The 26137-nt window shown below is 73.4% G+C and carries 24 protein-coding genes; 16 read left to right on the forward strand and 8 right to left on the reverse strand.

Annotated elements, in window-relative coordinates; genetic code table 11:
- Positions 1-16 precede the first annotated feature (16 nt).
- A complete protein-coding gene (locus SCA03_RS03020) occupies positions 17-460 on the forward strand; it encodes a MarR family winged helix-turn-helix transcriptional regulator (RefSeq protein ID WP_030889802.1) in 444 nt (147 codons plus the stop codon).
- A 248-nt stretch (positions 461-708) separates the two neighbouring features.
- Here the strand turns inward: SCA03_RS03020 and SCA03_RS03025 are convergent, their stop codons facing one another.
- Positions 709-1428 (reverse strand): lysophospholipid acyltransferase family protein, encoded by a 720-nt coding sequence (locus SCA03_RS03025; RefSeq protein WP_030891280.1) that lies wholly within the window; start codon positions 1426-1428, stop codon positions 709-711.
- Between the two features lie 343 nt (positions 1429-1771).
- On the opposite strand from SCA03_RS03025, the gene SCA03_RS03030 reads away from it, so the two are divergent.
- From SCA03_RS03030 to SCA03_RS03040, 3 genes are all read left to right on the forward strand, one after another.
- A complete protein-coding gene (locus SCA03_RS03030) occupies positions 1772-2092 on the forward strand; it encodes a TlpA family protein disulfide reductase (RefSeq protein ID WP_086814592.1) in 321 nt (106 codons plus the stop codon).
- 196 nt (positions 2093-2288) lie between these two features.
- Entirely contained in the window at positions 2289-3074 is a 786-nt protein-coding gene (locus SCA03_RS03035; RefSeq protein WP_030891274.1) for an electron transfer flavoprotein subunit beta/FixA family protein, read from the forward strand.
- Between the two features lie 78 nt (positions 3075-3152).
- Complete coding sequence (locus tag SCA03_RS03040; protein ID WP_030891271.1) at positions 3153-4115, forward strand: electron transfer flavoprotein subunit alpha/FixB family protein; 963 nt, start codon at positions 3153-3155, stop codon at positions 4113-4115.
- Between the two features lie 46 nt (positions 4116-4161).
- Here the strand turns inward: SCA03_RS03040 and SCA03_RS03045 are convergent, their stop codons facing one another.
- Positions 4162-4662 (reverse strand): FBP domain-containing protein, encoded by a 501-nt coding sequence (locus SCA03_RS03045; RefSeq protein WP_086814591.1) that lies wholly within the window; start codon positions 4660-4662, stop codon positions 4162-4164.
- Positions 4663-4860: 198 nt separating this feature from the next.
- Between SCA03_RS03045 and SCA03_RS03050 the strand changes: the two genes are divergently transcribed.
- Entirely contained in the window at positions 4861-5346 is a 486-nt protein-coding gene (locus SCA03_RS03050; RefSeq protein ID WP_371863890.1) for a hypothetical protein, read from the forward strand.
- Between the two features lie 54 nt (positions 5347-5400).
- Here SCA03_RS03050 and SCA03_RS03055 read toward each other — a convergent pair whose 3' ends face one another.
- Together SCA03_RS03055 and SCA03_RS03060 are read right to left on the reverse strand one after the other, a co-directional pair.
- Positions 5401-7146, reverse strand: a complete 1746-nt coding sequence (locus tag SCA03_RS03055) for an adenine deaminase C-terminal domain-containing protein (protein ID WP_030896477.1) — start codon at positions 7144-7146, stop codon at positions 5401-5403.
- A gap of 93 nt (positions 7147-7239) precedes the next feature.
- Entirely contained in the window at positions 7240-8622 is a 1383-nt protein-coding gene (locus SCA03_RS03060; RefSeq protein WP_030891259.1) for an NCS2 family permease, read from the reverse strand.
- Between the two features lie 165 nt (positions 8623-8787).
- Here SCA03_RS03060 and SCA03_RS03065 point away from each other — a divergent pair, with 165 nt between their 5' ends.
- From SCA03_RS03065 to SCA03_RS03105, 9 genes are all read left to right on the forward strand, one after another.
- Positions 8788-9771, forward strand: coding sequence for a LacI family DNA-binding transcriptional regulator (locus tag SCA03_RS03065; protein ID WP_086816683.1), 984 nt, complete (start codon positions 8788-8790; stop codon positions 9769-9771).
- A 635-nt stretch (positions 9772-10406) separates the two neighbouring features.
- On the forward strand, positions 10407-11813 hold the full coding sequence (locus SCA03_RS03070; protein ID WP_051846995.1) for a cytosine permease: 1407 nt from the start codon (positions 10407-10409) through the stop codon (positions 11811-11813).
- Positions 11810-13129 (forward strand): M20/M25/M40 family metallo-hydrolase, encoded by a 1320-nt coding sequence (locus SCA03_RS03075; protein WP_086816682.1) that lies wholly within the window; start codon positions 11810-11812, stop codon positions 13127-13129. Before SCA03_RS03070 ends, SCA03_RS03075 begins: the two co-directional genes overlap by 4 nt.
- A 180-nt stretch (positions 13130-13309) precedes the next feature.
- Positions 13310-14875, forward strand: a complete 1566-nt coding sequence (locus SCA03_RS03080; RefSeq protein ID WP_086816681.1) for a hydantoinase/oxoprolinase N-terminal domain-containing protein — start codon at positions 13310-13312, stop codon at positions 14873-14875.
- On the forward strand, positions 14868-15932 hold the full coding sequence (locus tag SCA03_RS03085) for an S-methyl thiohydantoin desulfurase family protein (protein WP_030891244.1): 1065 nt from the start codon (positions 14868-14870) through the stop codon (positions 15930-15932). The genes SCA03_RS03080 and SCA03_RS03085 overlap by 8 nt, the downstream gene beginning before the upstream one ends.
- A gap of 25 nt (positions 15933-15957) precedes the next feature.
- Positions 15958-17094: an S-methyl thiohydantoin desulfurase family protein gene (locus tag SCA03_RS03090; protein ID WP_086816679.1), complete on the forward strand. Its 1137-nt coding sequence runs from the start codon at positions 15958-15960 to the stop codon at positions 17092-17094.
- Positions 17091-18665 carry a helix-turn-helix domain-containing protein gene (locus SCA03_RS03095; protein WP_086816677.1) on the forward strand — a complete coding sequence of 525 codons (1575 nt, stop codon included), beginning with the start codon at positions 17091-17093 and terminating at the stop codon, positions 18663-18665. The genes SCA03_RS03090 and SCA03_RS03095 overlap by 4 nt, the downstream gene beginning before the upstream one ends.
- Positions 18666-18703: 38 nt before the next feature.
- Entirely contained in the window at positions 18704-19471 is a 768-nt protein-coding gene (locus SCA03_RS03100; protein ID WP_051846997.1) for an HpcH/HpaI aldolase family protein, read from the forward strand.
- A gap of 84 nt (positions 19472-19555) precedes the next feature.
- A complete protein-coding gene (locus tag SCA03_RS03105) occupies positions 19556-20617 on the forward strand; it encodes a threonine aldolase family protein (protein ID WP_086816675.1) in 1062 nt (353 codons plus the stop codon).
- Between the two features lie 67 nt (positions 20618-20684).
- Here the strand turns inward: SCA03_RS03105 and SCA03_RS03110 are convergent, their stop codons facing one another.
- Together SCA03_RS03110 and SCA03_RS03115 are read right to left on the reverse strand one after the other, a co-directional pair.
- The gene (locus tag SCA03_RS03110) at positions 20685-21407 is read right to left on the reverse strand and encodes an aspartate/glutamate racemase family protein (RefSeq protein WP_086816672.1); all 723 of its coding nucleotides are present in this window, start codon (positions 21405-21407) and stop codon (positions 20685-20687) included.
- A gap of 212 nt (positions 21408-21619) precedes the next feature.
- A complete protein-coding gene (locus SCA03_RS03115) occupies positions 21620-22720 on the reverse strand; it encodes a tetratricopeptide repeat protein (RefSeq protein WP_086816670.1) in 1101 nt (366 codons plus the stop codon).
- A gap of 723 nt (positions 22721-23443) precedes the next feature.
- Here SCA03_RS03115 and SCA03_RS03120 point away from each other — a divergent pair.
- Complete coding sequence (locus SCA03_RS03120; RefSeq protein WP_030891223.1) at positions 23444-24205, forward strand: hypothetical protein; 762 nt, start codon at positions 23444-23446, stop codon at positions 24203-24205.
- A gap of 245 nt (positions 24206-24450) precedes the next feature.
- Positions 24451-25014, forward strand: a complete 564-nt coding sequence (locus tag SCA03_RS03125; RefSeq protein ID WP_086816668.1) for a hypothetical protein — start codon at positions 24451-24453, stop codon at positions 25012-25014.
- Between the two features lie 85 nt (positions 25015-25099).
- Here the strand turns inward: SCA03_RS03125 and SCA03_RS03130 are convergent, their stop codons facing one another.
- Together SCA03_RS03130 and SCA03_RS03135 are read right to left on the reverse strand one after the other, a co-directional pair.
- Positions 25100-25609, reverse strand: a complete 510-nt coding sequence (locus tag SCA03_RS03130) for a DinB family protein (protein ID WP_030891219.1) — start codon at positions 25607-25609, stop codon at positions 25100-25102.
- 78 nt (positions 25610-25687) lie between these two features.
- The gene (locus SCA03_RS03135; RefSeq protein WP_086816663.1) at positions 25688-26113 is read right to left on the reverse strand and encodes a pyridoxamine 5'-phosphate oxidase family protein; all 426 of its coding nucleotides are present in this window, start codon (positions 26111-26113) and stop codon (positions 25688-25690) included.
- Between the last annotated feature and the right edge of the window lie 24 nt (positions 26114-26137).

The raw sequence follows: 26137 nt of genomic DNA on the forward strand, positions 1-26137 counted from the left end.
AGTACATGGGGGAGTCATGGGGACCCGCCACGACGCAGCACTGGAACTCGTGCTGTCCTTGCACCGGTTGTTGCGCTCGCTGCGCCGGGCGGGTCCCACGGGGGGACTCCAGCCCACCCAGCTGATACTGCTCTCCCAGCTGACCGAGGCCGGTCCCAGCCGGGTGGGTGTGCTCGCCGACCGCGTCCCCTGCTCCCAGCCGACCGCCACCGCCGCGGTCGCCGAACTCGAAGGCGCCGGCCTCGTGTGCCGGGAGCCCGATCCGACCGACGGGCGCGCGACCCGTGTCGCCATCACCGACAAGGGAACCGACGCACTGCTGGGCGTCGCCCACGGCGAGGCCGAGGCGCTCTTGCAGCGCCTCGGCTCGCTCGGCACCCCGGAGGCCGAACACGTCCTGGCGGCCGCGCCGTTGCTGCGCCGGCTCGCGGACACCTCCGCGCACCCCGACCGCGCCTAGGTCGTGTCTTCAAAGTCCCGCCTGCCTGGCGGCGCCTGGCACGCACGCTCGCGGCGTTGTCGTCGGTCGCCGCTGCTCCGCAGGGACTCCCTCCTCCGCCTTGCGAGCGCACGCACCAGACACCGCCAGGCCCGCCCTCCGGGCGGACGCCGCTACTTTGAAGACACTCCCTAGGGTCTCCCGGCTGCCCGTACCGTGCCGTCCGCGGGCGGGACCCCGGCGGGGCGTGCGTCAGCCGGGAGCGCCGCTCACAGGGCGCGGGCCTGCGCCGGGGTGGGCGCCGAACCGCCCAGGTGCGCGGGCTGCCACCACGCGCCCGCCGCGCCCGCAGCCGGCACCGGGTAGGCGCGCTGCGCCGCCTCCAGCAGATCGTGCACCCGCTCGCGCAGCCGCTCGGTCACCCCGACCGCCGTCTCGTCGCTCTCCGCCGGGACGGGCTCGCCGACGCGGATGCTGATGGGGAAGTGGTGGCGCCCGAAGTCCCTCTTCCGGCCCTTGGTCCACAGCCGCTGCGTCCCCCACAGGGCCATCGGCACCAGCGGGACCCGTGCCTCCTGCGCCAGCCGGGCGGCGCCCGACTTGAAGTCCTTGAGCGTGAACGAGCACGAGATCGTCGCCTCGGGGAAGACGCCGATGACCTCGCCGCGGCGCAGCGCGTCCAGCGCGTGGCCGTACGCCTGCTCGCCGCGGGAGCGGTCCACCGGGATGTGCTTCATCGCCCGCATCAGCGGGCCGGAGATCTTGTGGCGGAAGACCGACTCCTTGGCCATGAACCGCACCAGCCGCTTGGCCGGACGTGCCGCCAGGCCCGTGAAGATGAAGTCGAGATAGCTGATGTGGTTGCTCACCAGCACCGCGCCGCCACGGGCGGGCACGTGTTCGGTGCCGTGGATGTCGAAACGCAGGTCGAGCGCCTTGAACCACGCCCGGGCGGCGCCGATCACCGGCGGGTACAGAAGATCTGCCACGTCGGGGGGACCCTTCGTCTGTCGGTGCCTGGGGAGGGTTCTCCCGCCAGGAAGCCAGAACTTACGGGTGCGTAACTTCTGGCTCGCTCAGATCGTTCCCCAAAGCCGCACGCATGGCTACCCCGCTGCCCCCGGAGGCGCGAGATTCTCCTCACTGCCCACCGCCGGCGTCCACAGACCGGGAACCGGGCCTTCGCCTGTCGGTCCCCGGAGGCACACTGGTCGGAGCGCCCTCGCGTGCACATGCGCACGGCCGCGCGGCACGGAGCGGGGGCGGAGCCGGCGGACGACAGACGTCGGCGGACGGACGACGGGCTACGGACGACCGGGGAGCGGAGGCACGGTGTCGGGTGCGGAAGCGGTGAACGACTGGCTGGATCCCGCGGAGCGGGGCAGCCGCGCGACGCTGGTGCAGTTCTCCAGCGCCTTCTGCCAGCCCTGCCGCGCCACCCGCCGCACCCTCGCGGAGGTCAGCGCCATGGTGGAGGGCGTGCGGCACGTCGAGTACGACGCCGAGGACCATCTCGCGCTCGTCTGCGCTCTGGACATCCGCAGCACCCCGACCGTTCTCGTCCTGGACGCGGACGGCCGCGAGGTGCGCAGGGCGGCCGGACAGCCCCGCCGGGTGGACGTCATCGCGGCGCTCGGCGAAGCCGTCGCGTGAGCCATCTCCCGCCCCGTGGCCCTCGCTTCGCACCGCCCCGCGTGATGGAGTTGTCCGCACTGCTCATCCCGTTGGCAAGGTCACAGTTGCTGGATCTTGAGAACCGGGAATGTGCTGGGTGTACTGACGAGTAATATTGTGAGCGGACGCGGTCCACGAGACCGGAACCGTAAGTCGACGCAGTAGGAGAACCGGCGTGAGCTTGAGGATCGTTGTCTGTGTGAAGTACGTGCCCGATGCCGCCGGTGACCGGCAGTTCGCTGAGGACCTGACCACCGACCGCGAGGCGGTCGACGGTCTCCTCTCCGAGCTGGACGAATACGCGGTCGAGCAGGCGCTGCAAATCGCGGACGAAGCCGACGACGCCGAGATCACCGTTCTGACGGTGGGCCCCGAGGACGCCAAGGACGCCCTGCGCAAGGCGCTGTCGATGGGCGCCGACAAGGCCGTACACGTCGAGGACGACGATCTGCACGGCACGGATGCGCTGGGCACGTCCTTCGTGCTGGCGAAGGCCATCGAGAAGACCGGCTACGACCTGGTCGTGTGCGGTATGGCCTCCACCGACGGCACCATGGGCGTGCTGCCCGCGATGCTGGCGGAGCGGCTGGGCGTGCCGCAGGTGACGCTGCTGTCCGAGGTGGCCGTCGCGGACGGCAAGGTCACCGGCCGCCGGGACGGCGACGTGGCGACGGAGCAGCTGGAGGCGCAGCTGCCCGCGGTCGTCTCCGTCACCGACCAGTCGGGCGAGGCCCGTTACCCGTCGTTCAAGGGCATCATGGCGGCCAAGAAGAAGCCGGTGGAGTCGCTGGACCTGGACGACCTGGACATCGAGGCGGACGAGGTCGGTCTGGAGGGCGCGTGGACCGTCGTCGACGAGGCGGCCGAGCGGCCCGCCCGGTCGGCCGGCACGGTCGTCAAGGACGAGGGCGAGGGCGGCAAGCAGCTGGCCGAGTACCTGGCCGGCCAGAAGTTCCTCTGATGCCGCGGCCGCGGGCCCCGCGAGGCCCGCGGCGCACCCGTCAACTTCCCTCTATCTTCCGGCAGGAGAGCAATCACCATGGCTGAAGTTCTTGTCCTCGTCGACCACGTGGACGGCGCCGTCCGCAAGCCCACCCTCGAACTGCTCACGCTGGCACGCCGGATCGGCGACCCGGTCGCCGTGCACCTGGGCCCGAACGCCGCCGAGGCGGCCAAGACCCTCGGCGAGTACGGCGCGACGCGCGTACTCGCCCGTGACGCGGCCGAGTTCGCCGACTACCTCGTGGTGCCGAAGGTCGACGCCCTCCAGGCCGCCTACGACGCCGTCTCGCCCGCGGCCGTGCTGGTCCCCTCCTCCACGGAGGGCAAGGAGATCGCGGCCCGTCTGGCGGTGCGGATCGGTTCCGGCATCATCACCGACGCCGTCGACCTGGAGGCCGGCGACGAGGGCCCGGTGACCACCCAGTCGGTGTTCGCCGCCGCCTACACCACCAAGTCGCGCGTCACCAAGGGCACCCCCGTCGTGACGGTGAAGCCCAACGCGGTCGCCCCCGAGGCCGCCGCCGCGGCCGGCGCCGTCGAGGAACTGGCCGTGTCCTTCGGCGAGTCGGCCTCCGGCACCAAGGTCGTCTCGCGCACTCCGCGGGAGTCGACCGGCCGCCCCGAGCTGACCGAGGCCGCGATCGTGGTCTCCGGCGGCCGCGGCGTCAACGGCGCCGAGAACTTCCCGGTCATCGAGGCGCTGGCGGACGCGCTCGGCGCAGCGGTCGGCGCCTCCCGCGCGGCCGTGGACGCCGGCTGGTACCCGCACTCGCACCAGGTCGGGCAGACCGGCAAGACCGTCTCCCCGCAGCTGTACATCGCCGCCGGCATCTCCGGCGCGATCCAGCACCGCGCGGGCATGCAGACGTCGAAGACGATCGTGGCCGTGAACAAGGACTCGGAGGCCCCGATCTTCGACCTCGTGGACTACGGCGTCGTCGGCGACCTGTTCGCGGTCGTGCCCCAGCTGACCGAGGAGGTCAAGACCCGCAAGGGCTGACTCCGCACGCACCGCGCCGCCGGTGTGCCGGACGGGTCGTGTCCGCTCAGTCGACGCGCACCTTGGCCAGGAACTCCGCCAGATTGGTGTGCAGCCGCTCGACCTTCTGCTCCAGCGACAGCGTCTCCTGCGTGCGCAGCTCGCCACCGGTCCGCTTCCTGCCGCGTATGTAGAGGGAACACTCCAGATCGGCACAGAGATACGCGCCCACCGTGTTGCCCCGGCGCCCGGCCGTGCCCGCCCTCGGCGCCGCCAGCAGCGCGACGCCCGTGCCCGGGTGCGAGGTCACGCACACCGAGCACACGGTCGTCTTCGTGAAGCTGCGCCGGACCGCCGGCGCGGCACGCAGCGTGACCCCGACGAGCCCGCCGTCGTGTTCGGCGACGAGGAAGCCGCGGTCGGGAGCGCCCGGGTCCCGCCACCCGAAGAAGTCAAGATCCGCCCAGGGCCGCGTCTCCAGGTCCCGGGGGATGCTCATCCGGCGGGCTTCGCCCTTCGAGCAGTTGATGAAGCAGTCGCGGATCGAGCGCTCGGTCAGTGGTTCCATGAGCGGCGACGATAAGCACCACACGAACGGGTGTCACGGCGATTTCCGCCGGACACCGCGCCGGGCGCTTCCCGGCCGCTTCCCGGCCGCTCCCCGCGGAAGCGCAGCCCGCCTTGGTGGCCCCCGCTCCTCGCGCCTCCGCGATTCCCGCCGCCCTTGCGTTTCCCGCGTCCCCGCCCGGGAACCGCGAGGCCCATGATGCGCAACGTGCTCGCAGGAGCCGCGGCCGGAGCCGCCGGGACCACCGCGCTCAACGCCGTCACCTATCTGGACATGGTCGCGCGGGGCCGCGGCGGCAGCTCGGCACCGCAGCAGCTCGTCGAGCAGCTCAGCGACCGCACCGGCGTCCCCGTGCCCGGCGAGGGGGAGACCCGGGAGAACCGCACCACGGGCGTCTCCGCCGTGCTGGGCATGCTCACCGGCGTGGGCGTCGGCACCCTGTACGGGGCGGCCCGGGCGCTCGGCCGCGGCCCGGGGCCGCCGCTCGCGGGCCTGGCGACCGGCATGGCGGCGATGGCGGCCTCCGATGTGCCGCTGGCCGCGCTCCGGGTCTCCGACCCCCGCACCTGGCGCCCGGCCGACTGGCTCGCGGACCTCGTGCCCCATCTGACCTACGGCGCGGTCACGGCAGCCGTCTACGCCATGGCAGCGCCCGGGCACAAGGAGCCGTGCCCGGGCCGCTGACCGGCCCTCTGTGCGGCGTCTTGTGTGGCGCCTGGCGCGGCGCCTCCCACGGCGTCACACGGTGTGCGGCACCGGAGTACGGCTGACGACGTCCACCAGCGAACGGTCGGTGATCTTGAGGCTCGGGGAGACCGCCAGCGTCAGCGTGGACACGCTCATGAACGGGTTGAGGTGCCGCCAGCCCCACTCCTCCAGCGCCGAGCGGACCGCGCGCGCACCCTCGGCGACCTCTTCGGCGGCAGCCGGCGACATCACACCGCCCACCGGCAGCGGCAGCCGCGCCGTCACCGAGGTGCCGCCGTCCCCCCGCACCACGGCCACGCCGCCGCCGTCCCGGACGACCTGCGCGGTGGCCGCCGCCATGGCCGTCGGCGACGTGCCCACCGTCAGCAGATTGTGGCTGTCGTGCGCGTACGTCGTGGCCACCGCGCCGGCCCCCAGATCGGGGCCCAGCAGCGGCGCGAAGACCGTGCCGTCCCGTCCGTAGCGGTTGCGCACCCGCACCAGCGCGGTGCGCCCCTCCCACTGCACCTCGCCGTCGCGCACCGGGAGTTCGACCTGGGTCGCCTCGGTGTAGGTGTCGCGCGGATTGGTGCGCAGGGCGCGGAAGGTGTGCTGCCCGTCCGGCAGTGCGACGCGCCAGCGGAACGCGTCGGCGTCCGGCACCGGCGCCCGGACGGTGCCGGTCAGCGTCCCGCCCGTCGCGGCCCCGGAGGCGCCGCCGTCCGCGCCGTCCGGGTCGCGCACGGGATCCGCGGCCGCACCGTCGCGGGCGACGATCCGTCCCCCGGCGAGTACCACCGCCGGGTCGAAGTCGCCCAGCTCCCCGCGGAGCAGCACCAGGTCGGCGCGCTTGCCCGGGGCGACCACGCCCCGGTCGTGCAGCCGCAGCCGCTGGGCCGGCGTCCAGGTCATCGCCCGCAGCGCGACCGGCGCGGGCAGGCCCGCGCGCACCGCGACCCGGCCGATGTGGTCCAGGTGCCCGGCCCGCACGATGTGGTCGGCGGCCAGGTCGTCGGTGACCAGACACAGCGGCGGAAGCTGGGGGAGCGCCAGCAGCGCCTCGATCACCTCGGGCAGCAGGCACTTCTCCTGGAGCATCATCAGCATGCCCAACCGGGCCTTCTCCAGGACCACTTCGGTGCGGTTCTTGGTGTGGTCGGAGTCGACGCCCGTGGCCATGTACGCGCTCAGCTCGGCTCCGCTGAGGTTCGGGCAGTGGCCGTCCAGCAGCGCGCCCTCCTCGCGGGCCACGTCGATGATGCCGTGCATACGCGGCTCCGCACCGACCACGGCGCGGTAGTCCATCACCTCGCCGAGCGCGACCACGTCGGGCCAGCGCAGCATCGTGGCGATGTCCTCGGCGCTCAGCTCGGCGCCGGAGTGTTCGAGACCCTGTACCGCGGGCACGCACGACGGCACGCCCCACACCTGGGTCTGCGCGGTGCCGCGCCCCTCCTCGATCATCCAGCGCATCGCCTCGGCGCCCGCGACGTTGACGATCTCGTGCGGGTCGGCCAGGACGGTGGTGGTGCCGCGGGCCAGCGTGATGCCGGCGAACGTGCTGGGGGTCAGGAAGGAGCTCTCGATGTGCATATGGGCGTCCACGAAGCCCGGCGCGACCAGCAGGCCCGTCGCGTCCAGCTCGGTGTGCGCGGCCGCGGGCGTCCCGGGCGGGACCACACCGCTGATCGTCTCGCCCCGCACCAGCACATCGGCGGCGAACTCCTCGCCGGTGAAGGCCGATACGACCTTGCCGCCGCTGATACGGATGTCGTGGATGTCGTCGTGTGTGCTCATGGCCAGGGTTCCTGATTCGCGAGAGGCGGGACGGGGCGAGGGAGGGGAGAGGGAGGGGGGAGAGGAGGGCGAGCGGGGCGGCGCGGCCGGTGGCTAGACCAGTGTGTAGAAGTAGTAGCCGAGCGGGATCATGACCACCCACAGGCCCCAGGGGATCTCCTTGAAGCGGCCGGCGGCGGCCTTCACCAGCACGTGCGCGGCCAGCCCGACGGCGATGCCGGTGCCGAAGTTGCCGAAGAAGACGGTGGTGGCCACCAGCAGGGCCGCCGGGAGCGCGGCCGTCGGCTCGGAGAAGTCCACGTTCCGCAGCGCGCCGAGCATGTTGAGGCCGATGTACATCAGCACCGGCGCGGTCGCGGCCGAGGGGATCAGCGTGGCGAACGGGGTGATCAGCAGCAGCGCCGCGAAGCCGCCGGCGGCCACCACCGAGGACAGCCCGGTGCGCCCACCGCTGTCCGCGCCCGCCGAGGACTCCAGGTACGCGGTCATGCTGGGAGCACCCAGCCCGGCGCCGCCGATGACGGCCGCCGAGTCCACATAGAACGGCCGCCGCATGTGGGGCAGATTGCCGTCCGCGTCCAGCAGCTTCGCCCGGCCGGAGACGGCCAGCAGGGTGCCGGTCATGGAGAAGAACTCCGAGACGAAGAAGGCGAAGATGTAGGGGAAGTACTCGGGCTTGAGCGCGCCGAGCACATCGACGTGGAAGGCCACCGGACCGGGGCTGTCGGGGGCGCCGAAGAGATGGTCGGGCACCTCCGTCACCCCGGCGGGGATGCCCGCGATCGTCACCGCGGCCATGGTGATCAGGAAGGCGCCCGGCACCTTGCGTGCGGACAGCGCCGTCAGCAGGACGAGGCCGCCCAGCGCCAGCAGCCCGGGCGCCTCGGAGAGCGCACCGAGGGTGAGGCTGTCGCTGTCCGGCTTGGCGACGACCAGGCCGCTGTCACGGAAGCCGAGCAGCGCGATGTAGAGGCCGAGGCCCGCGCTGATCGCGTACTTGAGGTTGAGCGGCATCAGCCGTGTGATGAGGTCCCGGATGCCGAAGACCGTCAGCAGCAGGAACGCCACACCCGACCACAGCACCATGCCGAGCGCGGCGTCCCAGGGCACATGGTCCTGGCCGACCAGCGTCACCGCGACGAGCGCCACCCCGCCGAGGCCGGGGGCGATGACGAACGGCAGGTTGGCGATCAGGCCCATGCCGAGCGTCGCCAGCACGATGGCGATGATCACCGCGGTGGTCACCGGCCCGTGCGGCATCCCGGCCTTGGCGAGCTGGCCGGGGACCACGACGGCGGCGTAGGCCGTGGCGACGAACATCGACAGGCCGGCGATGACCTCGGTCCGCGGGGTGCTGCCCCGCGCGCGGACGGCGAACCAGCGCTCCCACCGGGGCGTGGCACCGGGCCGAGCGGCGCCGTCGCCGTCCTGCGAAGCGGTGTCCGGGCTCGGCGGCCTGCTGTCGGTGTGGGGCATCGCAACCTCGACGGTGGGCGGCGCCGCGGAGCGCGGCGGTGGTACGGGCTTGGCTCCGGTCTCTGCAACCGGTCTCTGAAACCGGTTGCAGAGACCGGTTGCAGATAGGATGACACGGGTCGGCCCGGGCGGGAAGAGCCGGAACTCCGGCGGAGGGGAGCGAGGGTGGCGACACTGGCGGACGTGGCCAGGGAAGCGGGGGTCTCCAAGGCGACCGCCTCCCGCGCGATGATGCGGCCCGACATGGTGGCCGCCCCCACCCTCGCACGCGTACGGTCGGCCGCCGAACGCCTCGGCTTCCACCCCAACCGCGCGGCGCGCGCCCTGACGACGGGGCGCACCGGCATGGTCGGCCTGATCGTCCCCACCCTCGCCAACCCCTTCTTCTCCCCGCTCGTGCTCGGCGCCCAGCGCGCCGCGGAGGAGACCGACGGCCATCTGCTGATCGGCGTCTCCGAGTACGACGCGGCGCGCGAGGCCGCGCTGGCGGAACGGATCTGCGAACAGGCCGACGGGCTGGTCATGGTGGCGCCCGTCGGCAGCGACCGCGAGCTGCGCGCCCGGGCCAGGCACCGCCCCCTCGTCCTCGTCGACCGCGGCGTCGGGCGGCTGCCCGCCGTCGTCCTCGACACCCCCTCCGGCACGGCCGAACTGGTGCGCCACCTCACGGGTCTCGGCCACCGCGAGATCGCCTACGTCTCCGGCCCGCGCGGCTCCTGGGCCGACGCCGCACGCCGTACCGCGGCCGAGGAGGCGGTGGGCGAGAGCGGCGGCCGGCTGCACACCCTCGGCCCGCTCCCGCCGACCTACGACGCGGGGACCGGCGCCGTGGGCGAACTGCCCCGCCGGGCCACGGCCGTCATCGCGTACAACAGCTATCTGGCGCTCGGCCTGCTGCACGGTCTGGCCGCCGCCGGAATACGCGTCCCCGAGGACATCAGTCTCGCGGCCGTCGACGACCTGACCGCCCTCGGCGCCACCACGCCGCCCGTCACCGCGCTCCAGGTCCCCGTCGAGGAGGCGGGCGCCCTCGCGGTCTCCCGGCTCGTCGAGGTCGGTTCGGGTACGCGCAAAACGGCCGCCACCCGGCTGCCCACCCGCGTCCAGGTCCGCGCCTCGACCGCCCCACCGCCCTCGCACACGAACTGATCCCGGGGGCGGGTCGTCGCTGCCGGCCCGTTGCGCGAGCGGGAAGGGCCGGAAGCGCCGTGGGGCACCGGGGCCACCGTGCGGCTGCTGCGCTGTGCGGCGGCCCGGGGCCCGGACCGCACGCCCTCTCAGGCGGCGTCGTCTCTCCGTCGGGACCGCCCCGCCCGCCCGTTCGGCCGCCGGGCTGAGACCCGTGCTCGGACGGGAGTTCGTGCCGGGCGACCCCGTGTTCTCTCCGGGCTCCGCCCGCTCTCTCCGGACCGCCTCCGTACACGGCGCGCACGAGTCGTCGCGTGCGGTGCCGCCGCTCCCGGGTGCGGTCCGTTGCCGTCGGTTGCCGTCGGTTGTCCTCGGCTGTCATCGGTACCGAGGGCGTGGGCGGCCGTGGGCGCCACGACATCTCATTATGCAGACGGCTGTTGCAGATAACGGGAAACCATTGCCAACAGCGCTGTTCGAGGCCGACGCTGCTCTGAGCGGCCGGCCCGGTGGACAACCCGGCCGGCCCGCACGGATCAGAGAGGCCCGCTCATGTTGAACTACGTGCTGGATGTCGCGGATCCGCAGGACGATCCCCGCGCCCACGGTGCCGACGTCCCCTCCGCGCCCGGCCGCCGCACCCGCGGGGAGTCCCGATGACGGCCCCCGCGCAGCCGGACCTCCAGGCGTCCGGCCAGGCGAAGACCGAGAACAAGCAGCTCGGCAGCGACGACTACTCGCTCTCCCGGGTCCCCGCCGACAAGCGGCTCGGCTTCTGGACGATGCTGTTGCAGTGGCTGGCCCAGTCCGGCTCGATCTCCCAGTTCACGCTGGGCGCGAGCATCGGGGTCGGCATGACGTTCAAGGGCGCCTTCCTGGCGTTCACCCTCGGCGCCGTCGTCCTGGAGATCGTGATCTTCGTGATCGGGCTGGCCGGTATGCGGGAGGGCCTGGCCACCCCGCTGCTGACCCGCTGGGTCGGCTTCGGCCGCAACGGTTCCGCGATCGTCAGCTTCGTGCTCGCCGTCAGCCTCGTCGGCTGGTTCGGCGTACAGAACTCGATCTTCGGTGACAGCGTCTCCGAACTGGTCGGCGGGCCGTCGTGGGTGTGGTGCGTGGTCGCCGGGCTGGCCATCACCGGTCTGGTCATCTTCGGCTTCCGCTACATGGCGCACTTCGCCAAGATCGTCACGCCGCTCTTCTTCGCGATGGTCGCCTGGTCCGTCACCAGCTCCCTGATGGACCACTCGGTCTCCGACCTCATCCACTCCCCGGCCCCGGGGGACGCGATGCCGCTGTCGGTCGCCGCGACGGCCATCGCGGGCGGCTTCATGACCGGCGCGATCGTCTCGCCCGAGATGACGCGCTACAACAAGAAGAGCTCCCACGTCTTCGTGCAGAGCGCCTCGTCGATGATCCTGTCCGAGTACATCGTCGGCATGACCGGTGTGCTCCTCGGCCACCTGGTCAAGAGCGACGCCGTCTCGCACATCGTGCTCTCCACGTCCGGTGTCTTCGGTGTCCTGGTCGTCCTGATGTCCACCGCGAAGATCAACGACTGGAACCTGTACGGCTCCTCGCTCGGCGTCGTCAACTTCTTCCAGGTCGTCTTCCGCAAGCGGCTGCACCGCGGCGTCGTGACGATCGCACTCGGCCTCGCCGGCACCCTGCTGTCCGCGATCGGCATGATGGACCACTTCACCGACTTCCTCTCGCTGCTCGGTGTGACCATCCCGCCCGTCGGCGGCATCATCGTCGCCGAGTACTGGGTGGTGCGGCGGATGTGCAAGCCGCTCGCCGAGACCCGCGCGTCCGGCGAGCTGCCGCGGACCGCGCCGACATGGGTGCCCATGTCGCTCGTGATCTGGGCCGCGGCGTTCTGCGTCGGCGAGTTCTACGACGGCGGCATCCCCGCGCTCAACTCCCTGATCACCGCGTTCGTCCTGTACTCCGTCCTCGGCCTGCTCGGCTGGGTCAGGACCTACGGCACCTCCACCCTCGACGAGGGAGAGCAGCAGGACGCCTCCCCCGCACCCGGCAACACCCCTGTAGGAGCGGCATGACCACCGACCACCTGGAAGAGGCACAGCGCGAAGTCGTCGACCTGTGCGCCGAGTTGATCCGCTTCGACACCTCGAACCCGACCAGCGACGAGCGCGCCTGCGCCGACTGGGTCGTCGCCCGGCTCGACGAGGTCGGTATGGACTCGACGCTCGTCGAGAGCGCGCCGGGGCGGGCCAGCGTCATCGCCCGCATCCCCGGAGCCGACCCCTCCCGCGGCGCCCTCCTCGTGCACGGCCACCTCGACGTCGTACCGGCCGACCCGGACGACTGGCAGGTGCCGCCGTTCTCCGGTGAGATCCACGACGGCTATCTGTGGGGCCGCGGCGCCATCGACATGAAGGACACCGTGGCCGTCATGCTGGCCACCGCGCGGTACTACGCCCGCACCGGACTCAAGCCCGCACGGGAGATCGTGCTCGCGTTCCTCGCCGACGAGGAGGCCGGCGGCAAGTTCGGCGCCCACTGGCTGGTCGAGCACCGGCCCGAGCTGTTCGCCGGGGTCACCGAGGCCATCGGCGAAGGCGGCGGCTTCTCCTACGCCCTCGACGACACCCGGCGGCTCTACCCGATCGAGAACGCCCAGCGCGGCATGGCCTGGATGGAGCTGACCGCGACCGGCCGCGCCGGGCACGGCTCGTCCCCCAACGACGAGAACGCGGTGACGGACCTGGCCGAGACCCTCACCCGGATCGGCCGCCACACCTTCCCCGTCCGCCTCATCGAGCCCGTCCGCGCCCTCCTGAAGGAGGCCGCCGACCTCCAGGGCGTCGACATCGACCTGGAGGTCGACGACGCCGGGAAGCTGGAGGTCGAACTGGCCAAGCTGGGGCACGTGGCCGACTTCATGCAGGTCGTGCTCCGCAACTCGGCGAACCCCACCATGTTCTCGGCCGGTTACCAGACCAACGTCATCCCCGGAAAGGCCACCGCCCGGGTCGACGGCCGGTTCCTGCCCGGCTACGAACAGGAACTCATCGACGCCGTCGACGCGCTGCTGGCGCCGTCCGTCACCCGCGAGTGGGTCAACCACGACATCGGCATGGAGACCTCCTTCGACGGACGGCTCGTCGACGCCATGTGCGCCGCCGTACGCGCCGAGGACCCCGACGGCCACCCCGTGCCCTACTGCAACCCCGGCGGCACCGACGCCAAGGCGTTCACCAAGCTGGACATCCGCTGCTTCGGCTTCAAGGGCCTCAAGCTGCCGCACGATCTGCCCTACAACCGGCTCTTCCACGGCGTCGACGAGCGCGTGCCGCTGGAGGGCCTGCGCTTCGGCGTCCGCGTCATGACCCGGCTGTGGCAGGACTGCTGAGCCACCGCCGACCCCCACCGCCCGTACGGCGCACCACGCGCCGTACGGGCGATGCTCTCTGCCCGGGCGGTGCGGTGTGCACCGTGCCCAGTCGGGCCACCGCCACACGGCATGGTGCCCGGTGACCACGCGGCGGACTGTGCCTATCGTCGCGGGAGCCCGCTCACGGAAGGACCCACGATGCTCAAACTCGGCATCGATGTCGGTGGCACCAACACCGACGCCGTACTGATCCGCGACGACCAGGTGCTGGGCGCCACCAAGGCATCCACCACCGCGGACGTCACCGGTGGCATCGTCACCGCGCTGCGCGACCTGCGGGAGAAGAGCGGCCTCGAACCGGCCGCCATCGGGGCCGTGATGATCGGCACCACGCACTTCATCAACGCCCTCGTGGAAGGCGGCTCCCTCGCCTCCACCGCCGCCATCCGCTTCGGCCTGCCCGCCACCCGCGCCCTGCCGCCGTTCGTCGACTGGCCGGAGCCGCTGCGCACAGCCGCCGGCGGACACAGCTACCTGTGCCACGGCGGCCACGAGTACGACGGCACACAGATCGGCCCGTTCGACGAGGCCGAATTCCGCGCCGTCCTGGACAAGGCCGTCCAGGCGGGCGCCGAATCCTTCGCCCTCTCGTCCGTGTTCTCGCCGGTCAACGCCGAGTTCGAGACCCGCGCCGCGCAGATCATCGCGGAACAGCTGCCCGGCGCGCCCGTCAGCCTCTCCCACGAGATCGGCCGCATGGGGCTCCTCGGCCGGGAGAACGCCACCCTCATCAACGCCGCGCTGCGCTCCCTCGCCGAGCACGTCACCGCGGGACTGACCCGCACCGTCGCCGAAGCGGGCATCACCGCGCCGGTGTTCCTCAGCCAGAACGACGGCACGCTGATGGACATCGACTACGCCCGCCGCTACCCCGTGGCCACCTTCGCCTCCGGCCCCACCAACTCCATGCGCGGCGCCGCCTTCCTCTCCCGCACCCGCTCCTGCGCCGTCGTCGACGTGGGCGGCACCACCACCGACGTGGGCATCCTCCAGAACGGCTTCCCCCGCGAGGCCTCCACCGACGTCAGCGTCGCCGGTGTGCAGACCAACTTCCGTATGCCGGACGTGCTCTCCATCGGCATCGGCGGCGGCAGCCACGTCGCCCACACCGCGGGCCGCACCGCCGTCGGCCCCGAGAGCGTCGGCTACCGGCTCACCGAACGCGCCCTCGTCTTCGGCGGCGACCAGCTCACCGCCACCGACATCGCCGTCGCCGCCGGCCGCGCCGACATCGGCGACCCCGCCCGCGTCGCGCACCTGGAACGCTCCCTGGTCGACGCGGCACTGGCCGGCATCGGCGAGCGCATGGCCGAAACCGTGGACCGGATGCGCGTCTCGGCCGAACCCGTCCCCGTCGTCGCCGTCGGCGGCGGCAGCATCCTCGTCCCCGAGGACCTGCCCGGCGCCTCACAGGTCGTCCGGTCCGAACACCACGCCGTCGCCAACGCCATCGGCGCCGCCATCGCCCAGGCCGGGGGAGAGGTCGACCGGGTCTTCTCCATCGGCCCCCAGCAGCGCGAAGCCGTCCTCGACGAGGCCCGCCAGGAAGCCGTCGACCGCGCCGTCGCCGCCGGCGCCCGGCCCGGCACCGTGGAGATCGTCGACATCGAAGAGGTCCCGCTCGCCTATCTGCCGGGCAACGCCGCGCGCGTACGGGCCAAGGCCGTCGGAGAACTGAGCCTGGGAGGCGACAACGATGCGTGAGATCACAGCGGACCACATGAAGGACATGGCCCGCGGCGCCGCGGTGCTCGGCACCGGAGGCGGCGGCGACCCCTACATCGGCCGCCTGCTGGCCCAGCAGGCACTCGAACGCAACGGGCCCGTCTCCCTCGTGGACGTCGACGAGGTGCCCGACGACGCCCTCGTCGTCCCCACCGCCTTCATGGGCGCCCCCACCGTCATGGTGGAGAAACTCCCCTCGGGCGAGGAGACGATCCGGGCACTGCGCGCCCTGGAGGAACTCCTCGGCCGCCCCGTCACCCACACCGTCTCCATCGAGGCGGGTGGGGTGAACTCGATGATCCCCTTCGTCGCCGCCGCCGAACTCGGCCTGCCCCTCATCGACGCCGACGGCATGGGACGTGCCTTCCCCGAACTCCAGATGCTGCTGCCCACCCTCGGCGGCATCCGCGCCACACCCATGGCGCTCGCCGACGAACGCGGCAACGACCTCACGCTGCGCACCGTCGACAACGCCTGGGCCGAACGCCTCGCCCGCTCCGCCACCGTCGAGATGGGTTGCAGCGCGGCCGTCAGCCTCTACGCGCTCACCGGCGCCCAGGTCAAGGAGCACATGGTGCGCGGCACCATGACCCTGTGCGAACGCCTGGGCACCACCATCCGGGAGGCCGCACGCAGCCACGCCGACCCCGTCCAGGCGGCGACCGACGTCCTCGGCGGACGCCGCGTCTTCACCGGCAAGATCGTCGATGTGCGGCGCGGCACCGCCGCCGGGTTCGTCCGCGGCGACGCCGTCCTCGACGGGCTCGACGAGGACACCGGGCACAGCCTGGAGTTCGCCTTCCAGAACGAGAACCTCGTCGTCCGCCGGGACGGCGAGATCCTCGCCAGCGTCCCCGACCTCATCTGCGTCCTCGACACCGACACCGGCGAACCCGTCACCACCGAGTTCCTCCGCTACGGCCTGCGCGTCAGCGTCGTCGTCGCGCCCTGCGACCCCCGCTGGCGCACCCCCGAGGGGCTGGCACTCGCCGGACCCGGCGTCTTCGGCTACGACCACCCGTACGTACCGGTGTGACCAGGGCACCTGCCATGATCCAACGGTGAACGGCACCCGGCGCACCAGCCCGCACCCCACCGCGGCGGCCCCCGCGGGCCTGAACCGGCTCACCCCCGCCGACCTGCCCGCGCTCGCCGCCGGAGCCACCCTCCTCGGCTCCGGCGGCGGCGGGGACGTCGCGCTGCCCGCCCGGCTGCTGCGGCACACCCTCGCGGCGGCGCCCGTGCCCGTCGTCCCCGCCGCCGCCCTCCCCGAGGACGCCCTCGTCGTCCACGCCGGCGAGGCCGGCGCCCCCGACGTGCTGTCCGAACGGCTGCCGTGCGCCGAGGACTTCGCGCGCGCCGTCCGCGCCGTCGAGACCGCCACGGGACGCACCGCCGACGCCGTCGGCATCATCGAGATCGGCGGGCTCAACGCCCTCGCCCCCGCCCTCGCCGCCGCCGAACTCGGCCTGCCCGTCCTCGACGGCGACCTCATGGGCCGCGCCCTCCCCCGTATCGACCAGACCACCCTCGCCCTCGACGGCCACCCCGCCTGCCCGTTCGCCCTGACCTCACCCGCCGGGGACACCGTGCTCGTGCCCACCTGCACACCCCGCGCCGTCGCACCCCTGCTGCACGCCGACATCGCCGCGCTCGGCGGTGCCGCCGCGCTCGCCCTCCACCCCGTCACCGCCGGCACCCTGCGCACCTCCGGCATCCCCGGCAGCCTCACCGCCTGCGTACGCCTGGGCGAGCGCTACCTCGCCGCCCGCGACGCACCCCCGGCGGAACTCGCCGCCCGGCTCGGGGCCCGGCTGCTGTGCGCCGGCCGGATCGACGAACTGCGGCCCCGGCACGGCGCCGAAACCGGCAGCGTCACCCTGCACGACCACCGCGACGGCGCCGTCGTCCGCGTCGACCTGCTGGACGAACTCCTCGCCGTCACCGTCGACGGCGAGACCCTCGCCGCCACCCCCGACATCATCGTCGCCGTCGACGCAGCGGGACACGCGCCCCTGCGCTGCGACCAGCTCCGCACCGGCCGCACCGTCCTGATCCTGCACCTGCCCGCCCTCCACCGGTGGCCGCCCGAAGCCGCACACCTCGTCGGACCCCGCGCCTACGGGCTCACCCTCACCCCGGCCACCGGAAAGACACCCGCCCCCGCCGGCGCCGCGCCGGAAAGGAGCAGCACATGACGGGCGCCTCCCGGATACGCGTCGCCGACCTGCTGGCCGACCCGCTGCTGCACGGCGCCGTCACCCTCGCCGGCCACGGCGGACTCGAACGGCCCGTCACCGACGTCTCCCGGCACACCGCCGACACCCCCGCCGCCGCGGCGGACGGCACCGGGGACGGCATCGCGGGCCACCTCCTCGTCTGCGACGACAGCCAGATCACCCCGCCCCACCGGCTCGACGCGCTGGTACGCCGCGCCCGCACCGCACACGCCGCCGGACTGCTGATCGCCGCCGGCGGCGGCCGGCCCCTGCTGTCCGCCGTCCGGCTCGCCGACCGTCTGGAACTGCCCGTCCTGTGGCTGGAGAACGCCGAACCCGCCACCCTCCTGTGCGAACTGGGCATCCGCGTACGCGCACACGAACTCACCCGGGCCCGCACCGTCCTCGCCCTCGTACGGCAGCTCGGCGCCAAGACATCCGGCCACGACATCCTCGCCTCCGCCCGGCGGACCCTGGCCGCGCCGCTCTCCCTCGTCACCTCCGACGGCACCCCGCTCCTCGGCGACCCCGTGCCGCTGCCCGCCGGACTCCGGCTCGACCTGCCCGTCCCACAGCAGACCGAGCACCTGCTCGTGCACCCCGTCCAGCCCCTCCACGAGGGCGACAGCCCCCGGGCCGCCGCCTGGCTGGCCGTCCCCCTGGAACGCGCCGACCCCGACCGGGCCGAGACCCTCGCCGTGTCCCTCGCCGTCGTCGAGCCCTTCGTCCGCTCCTGGCTCACCGGGCGGCGTGCCGGCGCCGACCGGGACGCCGTCTTCCGCGCCGGGCTGCTCACCGAGATCACCGCCGCACGCGACACCGTCAGCCGCGACACCGTCGAGAACGCCCTCTCCCTCGGCTGGCGACTCCAGGACTGGCACACCGGGATCCACCTCACCACCGACGACCCCCGCACCCGCGAAGACCTGGACAGCCTGCTCGCACCCCTGCGCTCCGAACTCGCCCGGCACCGCGTGCACATCGTCCGCCCGGTCGACAGCGGCGACGGCTGGGCCGCCTGGATCAGCAGCCCGGCCGAACCCCGCCCCGAGGAGGCCCGCCGGCTCCTGCGCGCCCTCCGCATCACCCTGGCCGCCCTGCCGCACACGCACGGCCCCGCCCTGGACATCGCCGGAATCGGACGCCCACGGCGGGGCCCCGCCGGGCTCGCCGACACCCTCGCCGAGGCCCGCGACGCCGCCTCGCTCGCCCGCAGCCACGCCTTCCGGCCCGCCGTCGAACACGCCGACGAACTCGGCGTCGCACGGCTGCTCGCCACCCTGCAACGCTCCGAGGTCACCCGCGCCTTCGCGGAGACCGCGCTCGCCCCGCTGCGCGACCCCGAACACACCCATCTGCTCGACACACTCCGGGCGTTCCTGGAGAGCGGCGGCTCCGCCGTCGCCGCCGCCCAGACCCTCGGAGTGCACCGCAACACCATCGGAGCGCGCATCCGCCAGATCCGCGAACGCCTCGGCATCGACCTGGACGACCCCAGCCGGCGCCTCGCCCTCCAGATGGCCTGCCGCGCCCTCGACCCGCACACCTGAACACCCCGTCGGACCGCACCCCAGGAGCAGAAGCACCGATGCACCCCGGCACGCACACCTTCGCCGAGACCCTCCGGCACCCCGGCAGCCCGCCACCGCCCCCGCGCCTCGGCCTGTGGGCGAGCTTCCTCGGCCCGTTCGCGCTGGAGGCACTGCGCGGCACCGGACTCGACTGGCTCGGCCTCGACCTCCAGCACGGCGCGCTCGAACCCGCCGACGTGCCCGGCCTGCTGCGCGTCGCCGACGCCTGCGCACTCCCCGTCCTCGTGCGGCTGCCCTCGCACGACGCGGCGCTCCTCGCCCGCGTCCTCGACGCGGGGCCCGCCGGAGTGATCGTGCCCGCCGTCGAGTCGGCCGAGCAGGCCGCCGCGCTGGTGCGCGCCGCACGCCTCCCCCCGCACGGCCGCCGCAGCACCGGCCTGACCCGCGCCGCGCTCACCCGGGGCGAACGGACCCCGCCGGAACCGCTGTTGCTGCCCATGGTGGAGACCGCCGACGGGCTGCGGAACGCCGACGCCATCGCCGCGACGACCGGCATCGACGGCCTGTTCGTCGGGCCGTACGACCTGGCGCTCTCCCTCGGCAGCACCGCGGCCGACGCCCCCGAGGTGGTGACCGCCGTCCGCGAGGCGCTGACCGCCGCGCACCGCAACGGCCGCGCCGGCGGCCTGTTCGCCGGCAGCACCGCGCTCACCCGGCAGCTTCCGCCCGTCGCGCTGCTGGCCGCCGACACCGACGCCGCCGCACTGCGCACCGGAGTACGCCGGACCCTGGACGCCTTCCGCGCACCCGCCGGGCCCGACTGACACCAGCGTCCCGGACCGACCGCCCGGCCCCGCACGGGCGGCGGCACACGCCCGCCCCGCCCCGGAACCCCGCAAGGAGCCCCCATGAATGAGGAGCCCACGGCTCCCGTCCTGCACGACCCGTCCCGGCACGACTTCGCCAGCGACAACTGGGCCGGCGCACACCCCCGGGTGATGGCCGCGCTGGCCGCTGCCAACGGCGGCCACCAGCCCGGATACGGCGAGGACGCCTACACCGCACGCCTGCGCGAGACGGTACGCCGGCACTTCGGCCCGGACGCCGAGCCCTACCCCGTCTTCAACGGCACCGGCGCCAACCTCGTCGCCCTCCAGGCCATGGCCGCCCGCTGGCAGTCCGTCATCTGCCCGGACAGCGCACACCTGCACACCGACGAGACGGCCGCACCCGAGCACGCCGGCGTCAAACTCCTGACCGTCCCCGCGCCCGACGGCAAACTCACCCCCGAGGCGCTGCGCCGCTACACCCGCGACCTGGGCAATATGCACCACGCACAGCCGGGTGTCGTCTCCGTCAGCCAGACCACCGAACTGGGCACCTGCTACACCCCGCAGGAACTCAAGGCGCTCGCCGCCGAGGCGCACGCGCACGGGCTCCGCCTCCACCTGGACGGTGCCCGGCTCGCCAACGCGGCCGCCACCCTCGGCGTGCCCCTCGCCCGGCTCACCACGGAGGCCGGAGTCGACGTCGTCTCCTTCGGCGCGACCAAGAACGGTGCCCTCTACGGGGACTGCGTCATCGTGCTCGACCCCGACGCCGTCTCGGGCCTCGCCTATGTGAAGAAGGCGACCACCCAACTGCCCTCCAAGGCCCGGTTCGTCTCGGCGCAGCTCCTCGCCCTCCTCGACGACGAGCTGTGGCTGGAGAACGCCCGGCACTCCAACGCCATGGCCACCCTGCTCGCCGACGGCCTCTCGACCGTCCCCGGCGTACGCCTGGCCCATCCCGTCGAGTCCAACGCGGTCTTCGCCGTCCTCCCCGACGAGCTGGCCCAACGGCTGTGCCGGCGCTATGCGTTCAGCACCTGGGACCCCGACCGCGGCCTCGTGCGCCTGATGACGGCCTTCGACACCACACGCCAGGACGTGGAGCGCTTCGTCGAGGCGGCCCGCGACCTGGCCGGCTGACCCGGGCCTCCGGTGGGCCGGCACCGGGCCCGGCGCCGGCCCACCGGAGGGGGACAGGCGCACATGTTCAGGGAACCCGGTGCTTGGCCGGCGGTTCCAGGTAGGTGGTCCGGCTGGGGCGCAGCCCGAGGCGGTGGGCGCGCTCCAGCCAGGTCACGGCGGCGGCCGTCGGATCCACCACGGGCACGGGCGCGCCCCCGTCGGCGAGCCGTGCGCGTACCGCCTCGGCGACGCCGAGCATGCCCGTGCAGCCGAGCACCAGCACATCGGCCTGCCCCCGCGCGACCGCCTCCCGGCCGCGTGCGGCCAGCAGCTCCACCAGCGCCTCGCCCTCGCCGTCCAGCCCGAGCACCGGCACGTTCACCACCTCGATGGCACCGAGCCGCGTCTCGACGCCGTGCCGGCGTGCCAGCGAGCGCAGCATCGGGACCACGTTCGGCAGCACGGTGAGCACGCCGACCCGCTCGCCCAGGCTGAGCGCGGTGAGCACGGCCGGCTCGAAACCGCCGACGACGGGGAAGCCGGCGATCTCCCGCGCGGCCGGCACGGCCGGATCACCGAAGCAGTCCACGAACACGCCGTCCACCCCGTCCTCGACGGCCTCGGCGACCCGCTCCAGGATGCCCGGCCCGGCCAGCGCCTCGTCGTACTCGGACTCGATACTGGCGGTGCCCCGTGCGAGCGTGACGACGTCGAACCGGGTTCCGGGCGCGGCCCAGTGGGCGACCTCGGCACGGACGGCTTCCACCAGGGAGTCACCGAGGACGGGAAGGATCACACGCAGATGCATGACGGGCTCCGATCACGGGCGAGTGGGGGAGAGGGACGGACCAGGCGGGGCGTGGACACACGGACGCGTACCGGGCGCGGGGACGAGCACTCCAGGGCCACGGACGGGCCCGCTCCCATCCGACGCTAGGTGCGCGCACCGCACGACGGAATGTGCCGACCGCCCGGTGCGTCACCCCGCGCTGTGCGACCCGCCCGGCCGGTGAGCCCGCCTCAACGCCCCGCGCCGCTGGTGGCGTCCGCGCGCTCGTACCGCTCCTCCGGCGCGGCGGACGCGGTGACCGGCTCCGGCGTCCCCGGCAGTTCGGCGAGCGCCTTGTCCACCATGTCGCGTGTGTGGCGCAGACCCGTCCCGCCGAGCGTGCGGCGCAGCCGGTGCAGATCTGCGGCCGTCTGCGCCGGGCAACGCCCGAGCCGGGCCAGGGACTTGAGCAGACCGAGCCGGGAGAGCGCCGCACCACGCGGTTCGTTCATCCCCTCGAACTCGGCGAGCGCCTGCTCGTACACCTCACGTGCCTGTCGGTAACGGCCGGAGCGGAAGAAGACGTTGGCCCGCATCTTGTGGTTGTAGGCCAGGGCGCTCGTCAACTTCATGCGGCGGCAGATCGCCTCACCCTCGGACAGCAGCTCCAGCGCCCGCTCCGGGGCCTCCCCGCGCACCGACAGGACGTCCGCGATCCCGCGCAGGGCCCAGGCCAGTCCCCGCTGGTCGTCGGCGCCCCGGGCTATCCCGGCCGCCTCCTCGAACATGGCGAGCGCCGTGTCGTACGAGCCGGTGTTCCGGTGCATCTGGGCTATGCCCTCCAGCGCCCACACCGTGTGGCGTGCCTCGCCCCGCTCGCGCGCCTCCGCGAGCAGTTGCTCGTGCAGCCGGTGCACCGAGGCGTAATCGCCCTCGATACGGCCCGTCTCGGCCATGCCGGCCAGGGAGTACCCGCGGGCGAGGACGTCACCGCCGCGGTCGCCCAGCTCCGCCGCATGGCTCAACAGGCGCCGGGCCAGGGGGAGTCGGCCGCGCTGCCGGGCGAGTGTCCCACCGCTCCACAGGGCCCAGGCCATCGCGCTCTCGTCCGTGGCCGTGCGGGCCGAGCGGTAGCTCGCCTTCCAGGCCCGGTCCGCTTCCCGGATGCGGCCGAGCCGCCGGTTCGCCTCCGCCACCGCGAGCCCGGCCCGGGCCACGTCCCCCGCCGAGCCGGAACGCTCGGCGGCGCGGAGCTGTTCGGTGCCCTTCGCGAGGACGTCGGCGAGCGAGGAATTCACCGAGAGCGCGGTGAGCGCGCCCTGGTACTCGGGTGCGAATGCCTTGGTGTACATAGCAGCCTTTCTGTTCTCCCCGTCCGGCCCACCGCCGTGCGACCCCGGGTGCGCACGGGTGCCCGGCGGCCGGGCGCCCGCGCAGCCGTCGCCGGTGCGGCCCACGCGTCACGGTGCGGTGTGCCGACCGGAACCACTGTACACCAGGTGTATACACGCGGTGTATAGCCACTTTCGTGGCGCCCGGAACGGGGCGTGGAGGGGTCGGTGCCGCCGCGCAGCGGGGCGGGTCCGTGTGTGAGCTGTCGTTCTGTTGTCGATCAAGAAGACCTGTTGTTGATCAAGACGACACACGAGGCGCTGACGTTGAGCGGAACCGGCGATCGATTCAACCCGGGCTCGTGCCAAGGGCGTTGTCGGCCTCCACCTCCGGCGCGGAACCCCCGGCGGCGAGCCGGCCGCCGGAGCCCCGGGGAGCGAGGCGACCCGTCGGGCCGGTGGCGGGAGCGGTACAGGAGTCCAACCGCGGACCCGGATTAGTCCATGGCGCAGCCCCCGGGCCCGCCGCACAATTCCACCAGGCCGGACACCCGCGGAGCCCGGTGCCTGTGCGGTGCCGCAGCCCCGGCCGGACCCCGGGCACGTACGCCCGCCCGCCGGCCGGGTCCCGGCCGGAGGTCAGGACCACGGCCCCCGGCCTCCGGGGCGACGCCGCAGCCGAGAGGGCCCCGACGCACGGGTGAATCCGCCTGTCTCATCCCCCACATGGAGACGAGGATCCGTATGTCTGTAGTCGGTACGCTCCGGCGGTGCGCCCTGCCCGTCGTGGCGGCGGGGCTGCTCGCGGCCGTGCCCCACACGGCGCTCGCGGACGTCGGCGGCGGGAACGTGTCGGTCAGCTGGTCGATCGACGGGACGCCGTCCGCCGGGCTGAGCAACGTCACCTTCCCCATCACGGTCAACCCGGACACGGCCCACCAGGAAGGCATCTACTTCGCGCAGCAGTACAGCTTCGCCGACGGCATGGGCTACACCGGCCTCCAGCCGAGGGAGAACAGCGGCGGCAGCGAACGCCTCTCCGCCCGCTTCTCCACCTTCACCGAGGGGGCCACGACCTCCGATCCGCTGTGCCACGAGGGCGCCGACGGAGGCCCCGGCGTCACCTGCGCCGTCGACTTCGACGCCGTCTACGGGCACCGCTACGACATCAAGGTCGAACGGACCGGCACGGACACCTGGACCGGCACCGCGAAGGACGCGGTGACCGGCGAGTCCACCCATCTGGGCACCTACACGCTGCCCGAGGGCAGCGGCGGCATCCAAGGCTCCCAGGGCGGCTTCGTGGAGTACTACCTCGGCATCCCCAGCTGCGCCGAGATGCCCAGGTCCGACGTGACCTTCGGCGGCCCCAGCTCCACGGACGCCGGCGGGCTGAGCGGTACCGCGAGAGCCAACTACGAGTACAGCGACTGCGTCGGCGAGTCCAACTACAAGGCAGAGGACGACGGTTCGGGCACCCATGTGACCCGCGGGTTCGTCTCGTAACCTCTTCCGCGGACTTCTCCGCCCGTCCACGAGCCGCCCGCCGCAGCCGGTGGGCGGCTCGTCGCGCGACGGGCGCGCGTTCCCCGGCCCCGGGGTGCGCGCTGCGCCGGGTGCGCCGCCTGCGCCGGCAGAGGCTCCCCGCCTACGCAACCCGGCTGGTTCGCGGCGTAGTCGACGTCCGGACGACGGCCGTTCCGGGCACACTCCCGGAAAGCAGCGCAGTCCGGGGGATGCGGGGGAGCGGCATGGCCGGCAGATTCCGTCACCATCGCGAAGAGGAGATCCCCGACGACGCCTGGATCCGCCGGGAGACCCGCGCGCTGGTGGAGATCGTCGTCCGCGAGCATGCGCGGGCGGGCGGCATCGCGGCGCACGCGCGCGAGCCGGCCGTCGACGAGATCACCCGCCGCTGTCTGCCGCGGGCCCTCGCCGACACGGCCCTGCTGGACAGGGATCCCCGGGCCTACTTCGACAAGCTGGTCGCCCGGATCCTCCGGGAGGCGGACGCCCTTCTCCTGCGCGGCGAACCTCCGCACGAGCCACCGGAGGAGAGGCGCGCCCGGCGCGAGCGGTACCTCGCGGGATTGCAGGAGGAGATCGAGGCGGCGCGGTCGACCACGGCCGGTCCGGCGGTCGTCCACAGCATCGGCGAGGCGCTGCGGCGCAGGGGGAAGCTGACCCCGGAGAACGTGCGGGCGGCCGTGGCGTCCTACGAGGCACGCGCCCGGTACTACCTCGCCCACCCCGACCCGCACCGCTCCTGGCCGCACGCGGAGGAGGTCGTCGCCTCCCTCTTCGACCCCGGATGAGCCCGGACCACCGCGGCCAGGAAGCGGCTCCCACGGCGCGAACGAACGGAAACGCGGGGAAGGTTGAGCCCTCCGGCCCGGAGTGTCAGGCGCCCACGGTCCCGTCGACGCCCTCGCGCAGCAGATCCGCGTGCCCGTTGTGCCGGCCGTACTCCAACAGCACGTGCAGCATCACCATCCGCAGCGACACCTCCCGCTCCCACCTCGGCTGGTATCCGGTCCGCTCCAGGGACACGGACTCCCGCTCGATGCGGCGCGAGTGGGCCACCTCGGCCTCCCAGGCGGCGAACGCCTCGGACCTGCTCGACGTGGACGCGTCGTACGCGGCCTGGAAGTCGAACCGGTCGGACCACACCAGGGGCACGTCGTGGTCCTCGAACACCCGGCGGAACCAGGTGCGTTCGACCTCCGCCAGATGGCGCACCAGGCCGAGCAGCGACAGCGTGGACGGCGGCATCGACCGCTGCCGCAGCTCCTCGTCGCCGAGCCCTTCGCACTTCATGGCGAGGGTGGCCCGGTGGTAGTCGAGAAAGGCCCGCAGTGTGTCGCGTTCGCTTCCCGCTGTGGGCGGTCCCGTGCGGTGGTCGCCGGTCATCGGCCGTGCTCCTCCCCGGTGGCTGTCGGCAGGGCCAGTATCACCCCCGCGTCGTCCGCCTGCCCCGCCCGGTGGCCCTCAGTGCGCCACCCCGTCCAACAACCAGCGCCGCACCGGCACTTCGATCAGCAGACGTTCCTCGCCCGGCCTGCGCACCGCGGCGGCGTCCCAGGCGTACTTCTCGGTGAACGCGGCCGTCACCGCGGCGGGGAAGGGTGCCCGGTGCACACGGGCCCGGCCCTCCGCGACGACGGGCCACCTGCCGTCCTCCAGGGCGAGCGAAACCCAGGGCGACCGGCCGATGTTGCGCACCTTGACGGAGCCGCCGTCCACCCCGATCCACCAGGTGCCGGACAGGAAGACGAACCACACCGGCGTCACATGGGGCGTACCGTCCGGCCGGACCGTGCACATCCACACATGCTTCTCCCCGGCCAGCCGCTCCACGACCCCGTCGCCCGTAGGCCACACACCCGAACCCGCCACTCCCGCACGCACATCCATACCCCCATCCCACTCCACCCCACC

This window comes from Streptomyces cacaoi (assembly GCF_006539165.1).
Taxonomy (GTDB): Bacteria; Actinomycetota; Actinomycetes; order Streptomycetales; family Streptomycetaceae; genus Streptomyces; species Streptomyces cacaoi.